This is a genomic window from Methylobacterium jeotgali, assembly GCF_022179345.1.
Classification (GTDB): domain Bacteria; phylum Pseudomonadota; class Alphaproteobacteria; order Rhizobiales; family Beijerinckiaceae; genus Methylobacterium; species Methylobacterium jeotgali.
Genome location: NZ_BPQR01000058.1, coordinates 26,359 through 41,150, shown reverse-complemented (window position 1 = coordinate 41,150; position 14,792 = coordinate 26,359). Strand labels below are relative to the sequence as shown.

The 14,792-nt window shown below is 65.8% G+C and carries 27 protein-coding genes; 16 read left to right on the top strand and 11 right to left on the bottom strand.

Annotated features, from left to right (window positions below):
• From MFF04_RS16855 to MFF04_RS16780, 16 genes are all read left to right on the top strand, one after another.
• The coding region (locus tag MFF04_RS16855) for a hypothetical protein (protein ID WP_238277462.1) at positions 1-592 on the top strand (592 nt) is incomplete at its 5' end.
• On the top strand, positions 589-867 hold the full coding sequence (locus MFF04_RS16850; RefSeq protein WP_238277461.1) for a hypothetical protein: 279 nt from the start codon (positions 589-591) through the stop codon (positions 865-867). The genes MFF04_RS16855 and MFF04_RS16850, both read left to right, overlap by 4 nt.
• Positions 860-1,231 (top strand): hypothetical protein, encoded by a 372-nt coding sequence (locus MFF04_RS16845; protein ID WP_238277459.1) that lies wholly within the window; start codon positions 860-862, stop codon positions 1,229-1,231. Before MFF04_RS16850 ends, MFF04_RS16845 begins: the two co-directional genes overlap by 8 nt.
• A 61-nt stretch (positions 1,232-1,292) precedes the next feature.
• Positions 1,293-1,757, top strand: coding sequence for a Holliday junction resolvase RecU (locus MFF04_RS16840; protein WP_238277456.1), 465 nt, complete (start codon positions 1,293-1,295; stop codon positions 1,755-1,757).
• On the top strand, positions 1,754-2,365 hold the full coding sequence (locus MFF04_RS16835) for a 3'-5' exonuclease (protein WP_238277454.1): 612 nt from the start codon (positions 1,754-1,756) through the stop codon (positions 2,363-2,365). Before MFF04_RS16840 ends, MFF04_RS16835 begins: the two co-directional genes overlap by 4 nt.
• On the top strand, positions 2,362-3,378 hold the full coding sequence (locus tag MFF04_RS16830) for a metallophosphoesterase (protein WP_238277451.1): 1,017 nt from the start codon (positions 2,362-2,364) through the stop codon (positions 3,376-3,378). Before MFF04_RS16835 ends, MFF04_RS16830 begins: the two co-directional genes overlap by 4 nt.
• Positions 3,365-3,628 carry a hypothetical protein gene (locus tag MFF04_RS16825; protein WP_238277449.1) on the top strand — a complete coding sequence of 88 codons (264 nt, stop codon included), beginning with the start codon at positions 3,365-3,367 and terminating at the stop codon, positions 3,626-3,628. Before MFF04_RS16830 ends, MFF04_RS16825 begins: the two co-directional genes overlap by 14 nt.
• Complete coding sequence (locus tag MFF04_RS16820) at positions 3,600-5,549, top strand: AAA family ATPase (protein ID WP_238277447.1); 1,950 nt, start codon at positions 3,600-3,602, stop codon at positions 5,547-5,549. The genes MFF04_RS16825 and MFF04_RS16820 overlap by 29 nt, the downstream gene beginning before the upstream one ends.
• A 133-nt stretch (positions 5,550-5,682) precedes the next feature.
• Entirely contained in the window at positions 5,683-5,880 is a 198-nt protein-coding gene (locus MFF04_RS16815; RefSeq protein WP_238277445.1) for a hypothetical protein, read from the top strand.
• Entirely contained in the window at positions 5,880-6,479 is a 600-nt protein-coding gene (locus MFF04_RS16810; protein ID WP_238277443.1) for an HD domain-containing protein, read from the top strand. Before MFF04_RS16815 ends, MFF04_RS16810 begins: the two co-directional genes overlap by 1 nt.
• A gap of 37 nt (positions 6,480-6,516) precedes the next feature.
• Positions 6,517-7,041 (top strand): dATP/dGTP diphosphohydrolase domain-containing protein, encoded by a 525-nt coding sequence (locus tag MFF04_RS16805; protein WP_238277441.1) that lies wholly within the window; start codon positions 6,517-6,519, stop codon positions 7,039-7,041.
• Entirely contained in the window at positions 7,010-7,480 is a 471-nt protein-coding gene (locus MFF04_RS16800) for a nucleoside triphosphate pyrophosphohydrolase family protein (RefSeq protein ID WP_238277439.1), read from the top strand. The genes MFF04_RS16805 and MFF04_RS16800 overlap by 32 nt, the downstream gene beginning before the upstream one ends.
• Complete coding sequence (locus MFF04_RS16795) at positions 7,477-7,758, top strand: hypothetical protein (RefSeq protein WP_238277437.1); 282 nt, start codon at positions 7,477-7,479, stop codon at positions 7,756-7,758. The genes MFF04_RS16800 and MFF04_RS16795 overlap by 4 nt, the downstream gene beginning before the upstream one ends.
• 25 nt (positions 7,759-7,783) lie before the next feature.
• Positions 7,784-8,092: a hypothetical protein gene (locus tag MFF04_RS16790; RefSeq protein ID WP_238277436.1), complete on the top strand. Its 309-nt coding sequence runs from the start codon at positions 7,784-7,786 to the stop codon at positions 8,090-8,092.
• 32 nt (positions 8,093-8,124) lie between these two features.
• Positions 8,125-8,361, top strand: a complete 237-nt coding sequence (locus MFF04_RS16785; RefSeq protein WP_238277435.1) for a hypothetical protein — start codon at positions 8,125-8,127, stop codon at positions 8,359-8,361.
• Positions 8,358-8,591: a hypothetical protein gene (locus MFF04_RS16780; RefSeq protein ID WP_238277434.1), complete on the top strand. Its 234-nt coding sequence runs from the start codon at positions 8,358-8,360 to the stop codon at positions 8,589-8,591. Before MFF04_RS16785 ends, MFF04_RS16780 begins: the two co-directional genes overlap by 4 nt.
• On the opposite strand, the gene MFF04_RS16775 is transcribed toward MFF04_RS16780, so the two are convergent.
• From MFF04_RS16775 to MFF04_RS16725, 11 genes are all read right to left on the bottom strand, one after another.
• On the bottom strand, positions 8,560-9,801 hold the full coding sequence (locus MFF04_RS16775; RefSeq protein ID WP_238277433.1) for an SGNH/GDSL hydrolase family protein: 1,242 nt from the start codon (positions 9,799-9,801) through the stop codon (positions 8,560-8,562). The two genes, MFF04_RS16780 and MFF04_RS16775, sit on opposite strands and share 32 nt — an antisense overlap.
• Position 9,802: 1 nt before the next feature.
• Positions 9,803-10,216, bottom strand: a complete 414-nt coding sequence (locus MFF04_RS16770; protein WP_238277432.1) for a hypothetical protein — start codon at positions 10,214-10,216, stop codon at positions 9,803-9,805.
• Between the two features lie 63 nt (positions 10,217-10,279).
• On the bottom strand, positions 10,280-10,792 hold the full coding sequence (locus MFF04_RS16765; RefSeq protein WP_238277431.1) for a hypothetical protein: 513 nt from the start codon (positions 10,790-10,792) through the stop codon (positions 10,280-10,282).
• Entirely contained in the window at positions 10,789-11,202 is a 414-nt protein-coding gene (locus MFF04_RS16760) for a hypothetical protein (protein ID WP_238277430.1), read from the bottom strand. Before MFF04_RS16760 ends, MFF04_RS16765 begins: the two co-directional genes overlap by 4 nt.
• 10 nt (positions 11,203-11,212) lie before the next feature.
• Positions 11,213-11,821, bottom strand: coding sequence for a 3TM-type holin (locus tag MFF04_RS16755; protein ID WP_238277429.1), 609 nt, complete (start codon positions 11,819-11,821; stop codon positions 11,213-11,215).
• A gap of 3 nt (positions 11,822-11,824) precedes the next feature.
• The gene (locus MFF04_RS16750; protein WP_238277428.1) at positions 11,825-12,574 is read right to left on the bottom strand and encodes a glycosyl hydrolase 108 family protein; all 750 of its coding nucleotides are present in this window, start codon (positions 12,572-12,574) and stop codon (positions 11,825-11,827) included.
• The gene (locus MFF04_RS16745; RefSeq protein ID WP_163363716.1) at positions 12,555-12,716 is read right to left on the bottom strand and encodes a hypothetical protein; all 162 of its coding nucleotides are present in this window, start codon (positions 12,714-12,716) and stop codon (positions 12,555-12,557) included. Before MFF04_RS16745 ends, MFF04_RS16750 begins: the two co-directional genes overlap by 20 nt.
• Before the next feature lie 95 nt (positions 12,717-12,811).
• Entirely contained in the window at positions 12,812-13,537 is a 726-nt protein-coding gene (locus MFF04_RS16740) for a DUF4376 domain-containing protein (RefSeq protein WP_238277427.1), read from the bottom strand.
• Position 13,538: 1 nt separating this feature from the next.
• Complete coding sequence (locus MFF04_RS16735; protein WP_238277425.1) at positions 13,539-13,973, bottom strand: hypothetical protein; 435 nt, start codon at positions 13,971-13,973, stop codon at positions 13,539-13,541.
• Positions 13,973-14,350, bottom strand: coding sequence for a hypothetical protein (locus tag MFF04_RS16730; protein WP_238277423.1), 378 nt, complete (start codon positions 14,348-14,350; stop codon positions 13,973-13,975). The genes MFF04_RS16735 and MFF04_RS16730 overlap by 1 nt, the downstream gene beginning before the upstream one ends.
• Positions 14,350-14,790 (bottom strand): hypothetical protein, encoded by a 441-nt coding sequence (locus tag MFF04_RS16725; protein WP_238277422.1) that lies wholly within the window; start codon positions 14,788-14,790, stop codon positions 14,350-14,352. Before MFF04_RS16725 ends, MFF04_RS16730 begins: the two co-directional genes overlap by 1 nt.
• Positions 14,791-14,792 lie beyond the last annotated feature (2 nt).

The window sequence follows — 14,792 nt, the reverse complement described above, 5'->3', positions numbered from 1 at the left end:
GCCGGACGTCACGCGGGACGAGGCTTGGCTCGAAGCTCGAGACGACGCAGTGCGGCACGCCGAGCGCTACATGCGCGCCGGCTACCACAAGCAGATCTGCAACCGGCTCCTCGCCCCGTTCCTGCACATCGACGTGGTGCTGACCACGACGAACCTCTCGAACTGGGACGCGCTCCGCGACGACCCGGCGGCCGAGCCCCACATCCGCGACCTCGCGGTCGCGATGAAGGAAGCGCTGATCGAGCCTACGCAGCTGGAACGAGGCGAGTGGCACCTTCCGTACATTTCGGACGACGAGCGTGGCCCTGATCCCTCCGGCTTCGACTGGGCCGTGTTGAGGGCCTGCTCCGTCACCCGGTGCGCCCAGGTCAGCTACGTGCCGTTCCATGAGGCCCGGCTCACTATCGCCGAGGAAGTCGCCCGGCACGACGCGCTGATCGCCGCGCGCCCGATGCATGCCAGCCCGTGCGAGCACCAGGCCACGCCCGACACCAAGCTGCCGGACGGCAGCTGGGCTCACCCCGAGCTGGCGGGGAACCTCGGGCCGGGCTGGATCCAGTACCGCAAGACCCTACCCGGAGAGAGAGCATGACCACCGAAATCGACCGTGAAGCCGAGGAGGCCGACGTCGTGATGCCGACCGCGGAGAACGCCCCGCCGGCGCTCTTCCGCCCGCGCAACGGGATCACCACCACCGACGTGCTGGAGATCGCGCTGATGTACCTCCTCCAGCTCACCGGCAACCCGGGCACCTTCCCGCCCGGCGCCCTGCGGCACCAGCCGATGGATGCGGCTCGCGTCGCCATGCTTTCCCCCGAGGCTCAGCGTCACATGAGCCATATCCAGCAGGAGGCCACCAATGGCTGAGAAGAAGCTTACCCAACTCTCGGTGCCCAGTGTCGAGTACCTCCAGGGCGGCATGCCGATGTCGACCTTCACGAAGGGCGCCGATCTCTTCGAGAAGGTCCGCGTCGGCGAGCACGTCGAGGTCGTTCTCGACGACGGCACCAAGCGCCCGGCCCGGGTGCAGATGGTTCAGGTCGACGCCCTGATCAACCTCGTCACCGGCTACGGCGCCCAGGCCGCCATGAACCAGGGCCGTCCCTACTCGGCGCTCGCGGTCGTGCAGGGCCTCACCGACGCAGCGGCCGGCTCCGGCCCGCTCGACGTGACCAAGATCTACACGATGGTGCAGGTCCAGCTCGAGCCCGAGATCCCCACGATCGTCTGAGCCCCGAAAAAGAAGCCGCCGACTCTTGCTGTCGGCGGCTTCTCAAGGTACGAAACGTACCATGAAAAAGAACACCGGCAAGCCAACGGAGGCCCTGTTCGAGAGCAGCATCAACGCGCTCGGGAAACAGGGTTACTTCTACCGCATCAAGGACGCCGCCGCGATCAAGGGCCTCACGGGTTCGGTCGGTGCTGGCGTCGATGCAACGCCAGCCGACTACATCTGCGCCGTGCGCGGCAAGACGTTCTTCGCCGAGGTGAAGAGCACGCAGCACGACACGCTCTTCGAGTTCAAGCTCCTGAAGAAGGGGCAGAATGCCCACGGCGCTCAGATCGTAGCGGCCGGGGGCGCATACTGGGTGTTCATCCATCGAATGAGCACCGGCGACTGGTACTGCGTCTCGATGGCGTGGATCAGGCTGCACGAAAGCAAGACTGACCGGAAGTCCATGGCCTGGACTGAGATGGGAGAGTTCAAGTGTTCGACGGAGCTGACCCCCGCGGGAAGCCGCCCACAGTGGCCGTGACGGAGATCGTCCAAGTGGGTCCGCACGAGATCCCTGTCGAGACCGAACACCGGACGGCGTTCATGCCCCAGCCTGGCGCGCCGATGTTCGACTACATGATCGACGTCGAGACCACCGGGACGAACCCGGAGGAGAACGCGATCATTCAGATCGCCGCGGTTCGCTTCAACCGGCACACAAAGGAGATCGACCATCGGTTCTTCGATCGCGCCCTCACCGTGCCGGAGGGGCGCTACTGGTCGGAGAGCACCCGGGACTGGTGGATGGGCCAGCCGGACGTGCTGCGTGGCATCCTTTCGCGGGCCGAGCCGTCCGCGATCGTGATCAAGGCCTTCTGGGACTGGGTCGCCGAAGGTTCGAGCCTCTGCCCTCGAGCATTCTGGGGCAAGCCAACGACCTTCGACTATAACTTCATCGCGTCGTACTTCCGCCAGTACGGTCTGATGCAGCCGTTTCACTATCGCGAGGCGATCGACCTGAACAGCTATCTGCTGGGCCGTGGTCACGAGAACCGTCGCGACTTCTGGAAGACCATCGAGCCGGTCGGTGACGCGCACAACGCGCTGCACGACTGCCTCTATCAGATCCGGGCGATCTTCGCGTCATGAGCACCAAACCCGTCATTCTCGGTGACCCTCATCTCGGGCGCCGCTTCACCAAGGGCGTGCCGGTCGAGCGCCGGGGCCAACGCGAGCAGCTAGTGCGCGAGGACTTCGTCCGCCGCCTCGACCCGAAGGGAGCGTCCACGCACATCTGCCTCGGCGACCTCTTCGACAAGCCGCAGGTCGACTACGACACCCTGCTGTTCGCCGCCCAGGCCTACATGGCGGCGGCCTACGCGAACCCGCGCACCATCTTCTACCTCCTGCAGGGCAACCACGACGACAGCCGGGACCTCGCCGAGGTGACGGCCTGGGACGTGTTCGGGCAGTTGGTGCGCGGCGTCCAGAACGTGCGGTGCGTAATCGAGCCGGTCGCGGTGGCCGGCGTTGGCTTGCTGCTTCCCTGGCACCCGACCAAGAGCGCATCCGATCAGCTGGAGGTTGCCGCCAACATGGCGGGTGCCTTCAACAGGATGGGGATCAGTGTCGGGATCACCACCGCCTATGGTCACTGGGACGTCGATCCCCGGTCGCCCAGCCACAACCTGATCCCGACCAAGGAGCTGGCGGCCCTCGGTATCACCAAGGCCTACACCGGGCACGTCCATCTGCCCTCCACCTTCAAACGGGATGGTGTCGAGGTGGAGGTCGTGGGGAGCATGCAGCCCTACGCGCAGGGTGAGGACGGTGGCCAGTGTGCTGGCTCTGTCCAGTATCGGACATTCTGCATCAACGGCCTCGAGGACTTGCTGGTCGACGATCCGCAAGCGCTCAGCAATGTCTGCGTCCGCCTCCAGCTCCAGCCGGGCGAGCAGTTCGAGGGCGAAGTCCCGGACTGTCTATCTTTCGACATTCAGCGCGTGCGCCCGGTCGAGGAAGAGCCCGCCGGTGAGGTCTCCCTGGACGGCTTCGACACCACGGCCGCCGCGCGCGCCGCGCTCGACGAGCACGACATCATCCCGGAGGTCCGGGATCAGATCGACCAGCGCTGGAGGGAGACCTTCGGTGCAGAAGGGTAAGTTCTTCCTCACCGGGCTCGGACTTCTCATGCAAGGCGTGAAGTTCACGCCCGAAGAGAACGCTGTCCTCCATTGGCTCTGTGCAGCAGCCTCCGAGAGCGATGCTGTCTTCTGGGATCAGACCCGCGCTGTCGAGCCAGGGAGCCTCCGTTGGCATGCCCTGGAAGGACTGAAGAATACCTTCCGTCGTCTCGAAAAGCATCACATTCTGCAGGCCCACTATGATCGAGCAGCTCAGTTTCACGGTTAGGTTCCCGCCGACCGACCACTACCCGCTCGGCCGCGCGTTCGATCGCACCTTCGACTTCTCGAAGGGCATGACGGCGATCACCGGCCCGAACGAGAACGGCAAGACCCTCACGCTCGAGATGATCGAGTTCCTGCTGTTCGGCTCGGCCGCGCTGCGCGGCGCTGCCGCCGACTACAAGCACCTCAAGGCCTCCGGTCTGATTACCATCCGAGGGCACCGCTACTCGATCTCCCGCACGGTCAAGAACGCGGCGCTGGCGAGTGACCACAATGGCGAGACGCTCGCGGTCGGCACCAAGCCGGTGAACGCGCGCATCCTCCAGATCCTCGGCTATGGCCTCGACGTCTTTCGCGTCGCCAACGTCGCCAACCAGGGCGACGCCGAGCGGCTCTCGAAGATGAAGCCGACCGAACGCAAGGCGATGGTCGACCGCCTGATCGGCGCCGACGCGATCGAAGAGATCGCCCGTTGGTGCGGCGAGCAGGCGCTCGGTGTCTCGCGCGAGATCGCCGGCCTGGAGTCGGGCCTGGGCGCTGAGCCGGTGCGCCCTGTGAAGCCGGAGGGCTACCAGCCGGCGGACGAGCTGCGCAAGGAGATCGCGAACCTGCGCACGATGCGCGAGACCATCGTGCAAGGCGAGGCCTTCCTGGCCAATGAGCCGGTCGTGCCTGTAGTCGGCCCGGCGCTCACCGAGGTCCCGCTCGCGACGTTGGAGAAGGCCGACCAGATCCTCGGGCTGCGCACCTACGACTTCGACCTTGCCGAGGCCGAGGCCGGCTACGTCGCCTACGACCAGTGGTGTAGCCGGCAGCGGTTCGTCGAGCGCTACTTCCCCCAACCCACCGTGACGCAGGATCAGGTCGACCAGCAGAACCGGCGCAACGGCCTTGCGCGTGACCGCCAGCGGCTTCGGCAAAGCCCGGAGATCGTCTGCCCTTGTGGCAAGCCTTTCACGACGGCCGACGCCGAGATCGCTCGGATCGAGGCCGAGCTGGCCGGGATCCCGCAGCTCGAAGGCTACGCCCAGCCTGACCTCGACCGGGAGGAAAAAGCGATCCGTACCTGGAGCCTGGAGTCGGTGCGGGTCGAGTGGGAACGTCTGAAGGATGTTCCTGCTGTCCCCCGTCCGTCTCGCGAGCTGTCCGAGGCGAAGGGCGCCGTCCACGTCTCCGAGGTCGCTGCTGCGCTGAAAGAGCTGGGGCTCGCTGGCCGGAGTCGTGAGGACGTCCAGGCACTCGCCACGCAGGTTCGCCAGCGGGATGCCCTCCTGGCCGCTCAGGCCGAGGCACAGGCCCGGTTGACGACCTGGGCGGTGCAGGCCCGTGCGACGCGCGCCGCGCTCTCCCTGGCGCGCCGTGGAGCGCCTCCCGGCCGCCTCGAGGCGGCAGAGCAGCTCCTTACCGCCGTGAGCGTCTACGACACCCAGCAGGCCGCCTACGAGCGCGCCTTTACGGACTGGGCGCAGGGCCGTGATCGGCTCACCGATCTCCGGCGCGAGGAGGACAGCTGGCGCCAGGGCAAGATGGCTCTCAACGAGGTGCGCCAGGAGACCAAGACCTACCTCGCGCCTGCGCTCAGCCGGGTCGCCTCGCACATGCTCTCGCAGATGACGGGTGGTGCCCGCGGCCGGATCGCCGTGGACGAGGACTTCGAGATCCAAGTCGACGGCCAGCCGCTGAACACCCTGTCGGGATCCGGGAAGGTCTGCGCGAACCTCGCCGTCCGCCTGGGGCTCGGGCGCATTCTGACCAACGGCGTCTTCCCGGTCTTCATGGGCGACGAGATGGACGCGTCCATGGACGCCGACAGGGCAGGGCACCTCCACGACGCGCTCACTGCGCTCGACGGCAAGCTCCATCAGATCCTGGTCATCACCCACAAGACCCCGGTCTGCCCGCGGGTCATCAAGCTGGAGAACTGACGTGGTCGAGCAGCAGCTGCGCAGCCTTGGGCTGCGCCTCCGGGCGCCGGAGCGCCCACCAGAACTGCCGGACGATGTCCGAACGCCAACCGGGCGCCCGCCGGCCGCGCGGGTGGGGTGGGAAGGCCGCCTGATGGCCCAGAAGCCGGTGGGCGAGCCCTGGGAGGCCAAGCACCGCGCCGCCGTCAGCCTCGCGCGCCAGCGCTACGACGCCGGCACCCACTACATGGCGACCCACGTCACCAAGGACGGGTGGCAGCAGCTCTATTCCTGGCCCCGGCAGACCCCCGCCGCGCCCCAGGCGTACTTCAATCGCCCGGGGGTCGCGTGATGATGCACCGGTCTCCCCCGATCGCCGCGTGCCCGTATCCCGGCCCGCAGGTCTATTTCGGCTCCGGCCGGCGCATCGACGCCTATCACTTCGAGGCCAGCGACCTGCCGCCGCCGCTGATCGGGCGCGGCCTCGCACGCCTGGCCCGCTTCGGGGGCGCCGGCGAGCGCTCGGTGAGCGTCGCGCAGCACAGCCTGCTCCTCTCCCACGTCGTCGGCTCGTGCCGACACCGGCAGCGCGCGGCTCTGATGCACGACGTGCCTGAGCTGTGGACCGGCGAGATCCCTCGCCCCATCAAGAACCTCTGCCCGGGCATCCAGGCGGCCGACGCCTGCTCGATGCACCGGCTCGGTGAGGTCTTCGGCATCCCGTCCTGGGCCTTCGAGGCCATCAAGGACTTCGACAGCCGCATCTCCTACGACGAGCGGCTCTTCATGTTCGAGCACCTGGATGCGGCCGACCGCGCGGTCGCCGAGGAGAACAAGCTCGGCATCCACATCGTCCCGGTCACCGACGACGTGGCCGCGGCGTCGTGGGTGCGCCGCTTCTACCAACTCTTCAGGGAGGGTTTCACTGATGCCGCGCCCACGGCCAATTAGTCCGCTTTCGCCCGACTACTTATAGAAGGATACTTCTATGACTGAAGACTGGATCACGCGAGAACGGCCACCCAAAGCCGTGCCCGAAGCCACTGGTACGGAACGTACCACGCTGGCGCAGGATGGCGGGATGCTCCGCTTCAATAGCGGCAAGCTGCGCATGTCGCTCGTGCCGGCGAGCCTCGGTCGCTACACCGCCGCCGCCCTCGGCTACGGCGCAATCAAGTATTCCGCGAACAACTGGCGCCGCGGCGGCAGTTGGACCTCCGGCTACGAGAGCCTTCAAAGGCATCTCGATGCGTGGAGAGAAGGCGAAGACATCGATGACGAAAGCGGTCTTCCTCACCTAGCCCAGATCGCTTTCGGCGTGATGCTTCTAATCGAGTTCTACGACAAGGGAATTGGCACCGATGACCGCTTCCGATACCAAGGACAGCCTGAAGGATCACTGCAGCCCGGCCGGGTACTCGCATTTCGTGAGCCGCCTCGCCGCGAACAAGCCGGACACGACGTTGGTGCCGGCGAGGGTGATGCGGGCGGTGCTGACCCGAGCGCTGGCTGACGCCAAGCTGATCGATGACGCCAAGAAGGCCCTGATGTACGGCAAGGACCGGCCAGTCATCGCCGGCTTTCGGGCCGAGGTCGAGCGCACCCGGGAGCTGCATGCCGGTTCGGACTACTCGCAGGCGGACCTCGAGACCGGCCTCGCTCGCATCCACGCCGCCCTCGGCATGCGGACCGAGGCCGACGAGATCCTTCAGCAGGAGCTGGACATCCTCTGTGGCAAGCCCGTGAAGCCGGCCGACCAGGCCGACGAGCTGGGCGACCTGCTCTGGTACGGCCAACTCTACCTGAACGCGACCGGCTGGTCGCTGCTCGGAGTGGTGCAGCGGAACGTCGCGAAGCTGATCGAGCGCTTCAAGGGCCTCTCCTACACCACGGAGGGGGCCGTGAACCGGGACAAGTCGGCCGAGGCGCAGGCGCAGGAGGCGGTGTCGTGAAGCTCTCGAACCAACAGAGGGTCAAGGAGCTGATCTTCGAGCGTACCCGATTGCGGGAGAGCATCCAGGATGCTCTTTCCGACGAGGACATCAAGATCGAGATCCGGGGCCGCCCGGCGCAGGGGGTCCTACGAGAGCGCATTCGCGCTGCCCTCACCGAGATGTGGCAGGAGGACCTCCGCGAGAACACCGAGCGCTTGAAATCGCTTGGTGTCGAGGCGGATGACGGTCCCGTTCACAAGCCGAACAAGACCCGGCTCCCGTCCCTGGACGAGTGAGCGAGGCCCCGGTTATCCGTGCGTGATGAACCTCGTCATCTTCTTCGCGGTGCTGGGCGCTTGGTGGGGTGTCTGCCTCTACACCGAAGGGCAGTCCTGGGCCTTCGGCGGCCTGAGCTGGCTGCTGACGATCCCCGTCTTCATGATCGCAGGCTTCACGCTCGGACGCCAAGGCCTACCCTCGATCTTGGGGCTCTACGCGGCCGGCTGCGTGCTCAGTGCTTTGGTGCTCCTGCGGGGCAGGGACACGACCTGGACGCTTCGGGAGGTCCTGATCTGCGCGGCGCCCAACCTGGCGTTCGCGGCGCTGATGGACGGCGCCGTGACAGGTTGACCCGCGCCTAGAGGTCGGCGAGGTTGCCGGCCATGAGCGAACAATCTGAACAGCCTGAACAGACCCGCGAGGAGTGGCGAGCTTGGTTCCAACCGCTTTATGACGACATCAAGGAGCGGGCGGAGCGCGAAGGTCGGACCCCGGAAGAGGTCGCTCCCGAGGCTGTCACTCACATGATGCTTCATGCGGCGAAACCGATCGCCGTCGTCCACGGCCTGATCATCCTCGGCATGCTGCCGATCAAGCTGCCGGACGACTTCAAGCGATGAGCACCGCCGACGTCATCCCGTTCCGGGGCAGCAAGCCGCTGCCTGTCCGCCCCGGAGTCGACGCGCATCCGCTGCCCTGGGTCTACAGCAACGGCTTCATCTGGGACGCGAACCGACGCGTCGTCGGCTCGACGGTTCAGAAGGAGATGGCCGAGTGGATCGTGCGGAGCGTCAACGCCTCACACGGCCACGACACGCCTAGCCCAGAGCCTGGTTCAGGACCGGCTTGAGAACGCCGGCGCAGGCGTCCCACCCAGCGTCCTTCAGGTGAAGCCCGTCGCCGCTGTCGAAGATCGACTTGATCGAGGGCGGCGACCCGCCGTCTGAGATCAGGAGGTCGAAGTCCGCGATCAGCACGCCGTTGTCCCGGAGACCGCGTAGCTGGTTGTTCAGCCACTGCCGGGGTGCATCCTGGAGAGCTGTCCGCCCGTTGATGGGGAACGAGGTCCAGACGATCGGGATCGCGCCGGCTTCACGGCAGGCCTGCAGTAGCCGAAGGCAGTTCGCCCAGCCGTTGCGGGCCAGATCCATGGTGGTCGGGGCGTCGTTCGGGCTGAAGGCCGGGAACACGACCACCGAGGGATTGAAACGGCGGATGTCCCCGATCCCGCGATCGACGAACTGCTGCGTCGTCTGGGCGGAATAGCCCGAGTTGATGTGCGCGACAGGGCGATTGGCCCGGCTCAGCGCCGCCGTCGCGATGTGCAGGAAGTTCTTGCGCCCCGAAGTCGACTGGTTGCCTTCTGTCTCGCTGTCGCCGATCCCGAGCACGACCTGAACCATCTTGGGGCCGAGAAACTCGACACCCGCGATGTAGCAGCGGATGACCTCGGACATCGTAGCGGTCGGGTTCGCGGCCCCCGTCTGGTCGTTACCGCCGTCAAAGAGATCGATGATGCGACCGAGGTTGACGGCCGGATCATCCCAGACATCTTTGTCGACTTCGTTGTAGAGCGTCGTCGTGCCGGCGATGTAGGTACGAACCTGCAGCAATGGTCGAAAGGCGCCGTCTGCTCGAGGGCGCGACGCGACCTTCACCCAGTCCGTCCAGGCCTTGGTATCGTTGGCGGCCGTGCCCGCCGGGATCACCAGCGGAAGCGCGGTGCCCGTCAGCTCGCCGGGCTTGCTGTCCGCGCCGCCCGCGTTGGCGTAGGCCGGGAGCATCGGCAGGTTGGCGCCGGCCTCGTCCACGCAGGCCAGCGTCGCCATGCTGGCCGAGGCCTGGAGCGTGGTCTTGTCGATGGTGATCGAGGCACCGGTCTGGTTGGCGTAGAGGACGCGCGCCCAGGCGAAATCACTCTCGGCCGCCACCCAGGTCAGCCCGGTGCGGGGGCCGGTGAAGCCCGAACCACCACGGTTCAGGATGCGCTGGCCGAAGCGGCTGCGTGCAGGGGCGAAGTTGCGGATCTGCCGAGCGGTGATCGGGACGAGCTTGGCCATCTCAGGCTCCGGTCTTGACGATCACCGCGGCGCCGCTCGCCGAGCGCGCGTAGATGTCTCCGAGAGGGAGGCCGGCGGGGAAGTCCTCGCCACCGAGAATGGCCTCTCCGTAGGGGAGGGAGTTGCTCGGCGCCGGATCGCCGGCCGGGACGGAGACCCACTCGACGTCAAAGACGCTGGCGCTGCCGGGCATGCCGATCCGCAGGGCGCGCGTCGACTTGGTGACCGTGGCGACCTTGGTCCAGTTCGGCATGAGGACGTCTGCGTAGACCGTGGTGAGGGCGACCGGGTCGCGCAGGATGACGACGGCGTCGGCCCAAGAGCCGTCATCCAGGCGAACACCGGCCTGAACACGATCGAGACCCATCCCGGCGCTTCCAGAGAAGAGCCCCTTGTCGTACTTCGTCAGGCTCATCGCTGGCTCCACGAGTAGAGATCCGCCACATATAGCGACGAATGCTGTCGGATTAAGATCGAACTACTTCTTGCCAACGCTGGCGGATTTGACGCCGATCCGCGCGAAGGTCTCGGGCGGATCTTCTCGCACCGTGTCTTCAGCGAAGCTGAAGTTGAGCGTCCAGCTCTCGGCCTCAGACGGCTGGATGTAGTCGAGCCACGAGCACCAGCTGTAGGCCTTCGAGTACATGACTGCCGGCCCGAGCGTGGCGGCGGGATCGGTGGGGATGGGAAGCAGGTACTTGTCGCCGCCCAAGGGTCCGAAATCCTCCTCGAACGTTTGCTTGACCGGCATCCGTTGTCCGCTCGAGGTACGAATGACGCGCTTGACGACGACGTCGCACTGGTCCTTTCGATCGGCGTGTTGAGCCAGCATGATCGCCTCACCAGGCTTGACCACCGGAGTGAGGTTCACGCGCTCGATGATCGAGAGAGGATAGCCCTTGTTCTGGATCTTCGACCCGAGCCAGCCGCCGCAACCACCCACGGTCAAGATGAAGGTGGCGACAGCGAACTTGGTGATCCAGTGCTTCATGACTTGAACACCTTGAGAGCATTTGTGACCCAACCCCAGATCTTCTGAAGTTGATCGCCGGCAACAACGACTGCTGCGAGCCCCGCGAAGAAGGACGCCACCGACCATTTCAGCACCCTCCATAGAACCGCGATGACGCTGACAGCTTTGAGTGCAGCGCGAACCCGGGCAAAGTCTTCCGGCTCAAGGCGGACGAGGATATGAAGGCCGGTCTTCAAATTCTCGACTTGAGCCTCATCCATTCGGTACAGGATCTCTTGAAGATCCATGTGTAGATCCGAGAACTCGATGATGCGGGGTTGATTGCCCCGGGCATCGAAGGCGCCGTGTGACAGCAGCTCGCTGTCCCGATCACGCTGATGAAGCGGGACATCAGGCATGCTGCCGCGCCGAAAGCGCAGCTGCTTCACCGGCCTGCTCCTACTTCTTGATGACCTTTCCGGGGACCAAGACGGCCGGCGGCGGGCGCTGAACGACCCCAGCGAGCTTCTCCTTGGTCTGCTGCCAGGCAGTGACGCCGGCCACAGCGCCAGCCGGGATCAGCACGCCCGTAAGGGCGCCGCCGACGCTCACCAGGTGGGTGAGGGCGGTGGGGTCCTTCGTGACGATCGTGTTGACCGCGGCGGCCACGCAGCAAAGCCCGTAGCTCAGCGTGACGGCACCGACGCAGTACATGTTGAAGGGCCGCGCCCAGCGCTGGAACCGATCGCCCGCCGTGACCTCGGCGCGCAGCGACAGGTTCGCCTGCTCGATCTGAACCTGACGGGTCTTCTCGGCCAGCTCCTCGAGGCGCTCCCGATTATCCTGCTCGAAGGTGCGCGCTGCTTCCTGCGCACCCGGCTCCTGCAGCTTGGAGGACACGCTCTCAGGCGTCGGGTCCGCACCGATGGCATCGGCCAGCGATCCGATCAGCTGGCCGGCGAGCGCGCCCGGCAGACCGCCGATGACGGTACCGAGGACCGGTGCGCCGATCTTCATGAGCTGGCCGGCGACCGGCCCCCAATTCACCGAAGAGAAGTCGAGGTTCATGGCTCAGACCTTCAGTGCCTCGGCCTGGAAGGCCTGAGCGCGCTCCCCGTGGGCGCGGATGAAATGGAGGGCGATCAGCACCGCCACGGCGACGACGGCCACGGCGAGCCCGATCTGCAGCCAGTCGGTGCCCTGCGAGGCGACGGCGCCACCCGTGGCGGTCGTACCGGTCGCAGCGACGGTGCCCTGCTTGACCTTGGTCTGGGACAGCCCGGCCTCGGCCTGCAGCTGCTTGGCGACGAGCACCGGACTCGCGCCGGCGGCAGCGAGCGCCATCTTGATCGCGGCGGCCTCGATCTTCGAGACGCGAGCGAGCCAGCCCTTGCCGAACGTCTTGAACGTCGACAGCCCCTGGTAGAAGGCGCGGCGCTTGCCCGAGATCGCCTTGATGCGGGCGACAGCCTCGATCACGGCCTCGGTGGCCTTGCGAAAGGTGTTCGCCCGCCCGGGGCCGGAGTTCACCGAGACGTCGAAGATCGGCAGGTCCACGCCATCGGGCAGGAGCTGACACCCGGCCTGGTCCCAGTAGCGAGACCGATAGATCTCCGCGGCCTGGGCCTTGGTCAGGTTCTTGATGTCGAGGTCCGGGAAGGAGTTGGCCGCGATGCCGAACTTGGTACCCTTCAGGGTCCCCTTGCCGACCTTGCCCCCGGTCCAGTTGCCCGGATCCTTCGGGTTCGCCGTGTAGCCGCCTTCGCCCTCGAAGATGTAGGGGAGACAGCGCTCGAGGCGCTCAGCACTGGACGCGGGCATCGAGCTTCTCCGGGGGCGTCTCGCCGTAGACGGCGCGGTAGTCGTCCCGGATAAACTGAAGAAGATACTCGCTGATCGAGAGCTTCTTCAGCTTCGCCATAGCCGCAACACGCAGTCGATCCGACTGCGTGCCGTAGGTCATGATGGCTTTCCCGCGGGGCATGCCCAGATATAGGCGCCCCTACTAGCAGCCGATAGACTTCCCCTATCTCTTATGGGAAGAGTTCTGGCACTGGATCAGTCCGACGCTACGAACCGATCCTCGATCTGTTCTTCCGTTGTGATCGTGTTGTTCAGGATGTCGGACTTGACATCCTTGAAGACCGCGAAGGCGGCTGCGACGTGCGCGCCGAGGGCGCGGCCCAGCGCAACGATCTCAGCCGCTCCCAGCTCTTGCGAGGTCCCATCGCGGAACTGCCAGGTGGTCCGGTAGGTCGGGTCGAGCTGCGCGCTCATCACCGAGCCCATGATGAGGGTTTTTGCCCGATCGTCGGTGTAGACCGGGTGTCCGTCCCAAACCGTGCCGCCCGTCTCGCGGCGCCAGCGAAGATCCTCGGCGATTGCGATGAGCCGGGCCTGCTCGTCCTCGGGCGTATGAACCTCGACGGCATAGCGCGCGTCGTGGAACCCTGGTGCCCGAACCACCACCGCGTGCAGCCCAGAGCCGAGCACGGTGCCGGCGGCGGGCTCGCAGACGGCACCGGCAGGGGCGCCGGCCGGCAGGGCCACAGTGTAGGGGGCGGCGAGCGCCAGGTCGGCCGGCACCGGGAAGGGCATCGGCTCGCGCAGGGCGAGCCCGCCGCCGGGCGTCACCCACAGCCGCTCGATGGTGTCCGGCAGAGCACCCTGCCACTCCAGGTGAGGAACCCCCCGCTGCGTGAGAACAGTCTTGAGTCCCTCGACGTTGACGGTCTCGGCAGTGCCAACGATGGCTCGGGTCACGTTGTCATAGGATACGATCATCTTAGATGTCCATCACGAGCAAGTAGGCCGTACCGGTGAAGCCGTTCACAACAACAGTCATGTTGCTTGTCCCGGTCACAATGTAGAAGCCGTAGTTGACGACGCGACCCGCACCGAAGCGATTGTATTGCCCGAAGCAGGGTGCCGCGATGATCTCTCCGGTGTTGAAGAGGGTCTTTCCGTCCTGCACGACGCTCTGGGTGAGCCGGAGCGCCGCGAACACGATGGGGGTGACGCCAAACGTCGTGCCGTAGGATACGGTGTAGCTGTTCGTCGACAGACCGGGTGCGCTGACGGCCTGCTCGAAGTACAGCCCCTGTCCGTCGTCATAGACGCCGGAGAACATCACGTCCGGGTCGAGGACGTCGCTGATGCGGCCCGTGTTGGCCCCCTTCTGGACGCGGAAGAAGTCGGGGCCGTTCATGTCGAGGAACATCAGCCGGACAGCCTCTTGCGAAAGATCAGGTATGGTACTGTGGTCAGTGTGGCACTCACGACCTTGACCTCTACGAATAGATGGTCAGTATAGGAGACGACGGTGTATGTTGTTCCATCGTTTGTCACCACGCTGGTCGTGATCCCGAACCAGAAATCCGGGGCTGTTGCCTGCGTAGGGAACCAGACATTACTCTGGTAGGTGTTGATGGCGCCGGCCTGATTGACCAGAGTCATCGTCGCCTGACCACGCTGGATGATCTGGTTGTTGCGTGCTCCGAGCGACAGCAGGAGGTCTCGTTCCGAGGCTGTGTCGACATCATAGCCCGGCCGCGAGACCCGGATGAAGCCGGGCCGTATGATGACGCGCTTGGCCATCAGAGAAGCAGGACCATGTAGCGGAGCAGGAAGCCCGTCGAGGAGGGCGTCTGGCTGTTCAGGATCAGGAACTGAGCCGGGTTGCCGTCGACGAAGCGGTTGAAGAACTCGGTGTAGGCGAAGGCGTTGCCGGCGCCGTCGTTTTGCGTCCCGTAGAGGTTGTTCTGCCGCTCCTGCGTCGCGTTGTTCATCGGTCGATAGACGAGGGCCGGCGTGCCTCCGAGGCTGGCGAGGGACCCCGGCAGGTAGATCGGCGTGTTCGACGCGGTCTGCCCGCTGGCGAGCGTGCGGAACGGCCGGCGGCCCGCGAAGCTGGAGGAGAACAGGAACTTGGTGCGATCGGTGCGATCGTCGTTGACGCAGTCGTAGCCTGGCTTCGCAATCCAGAAGCCGGTCTCACCCGTCGCCGGGTGCCGCCCGCAGAGAAGACGCATCGTCATGG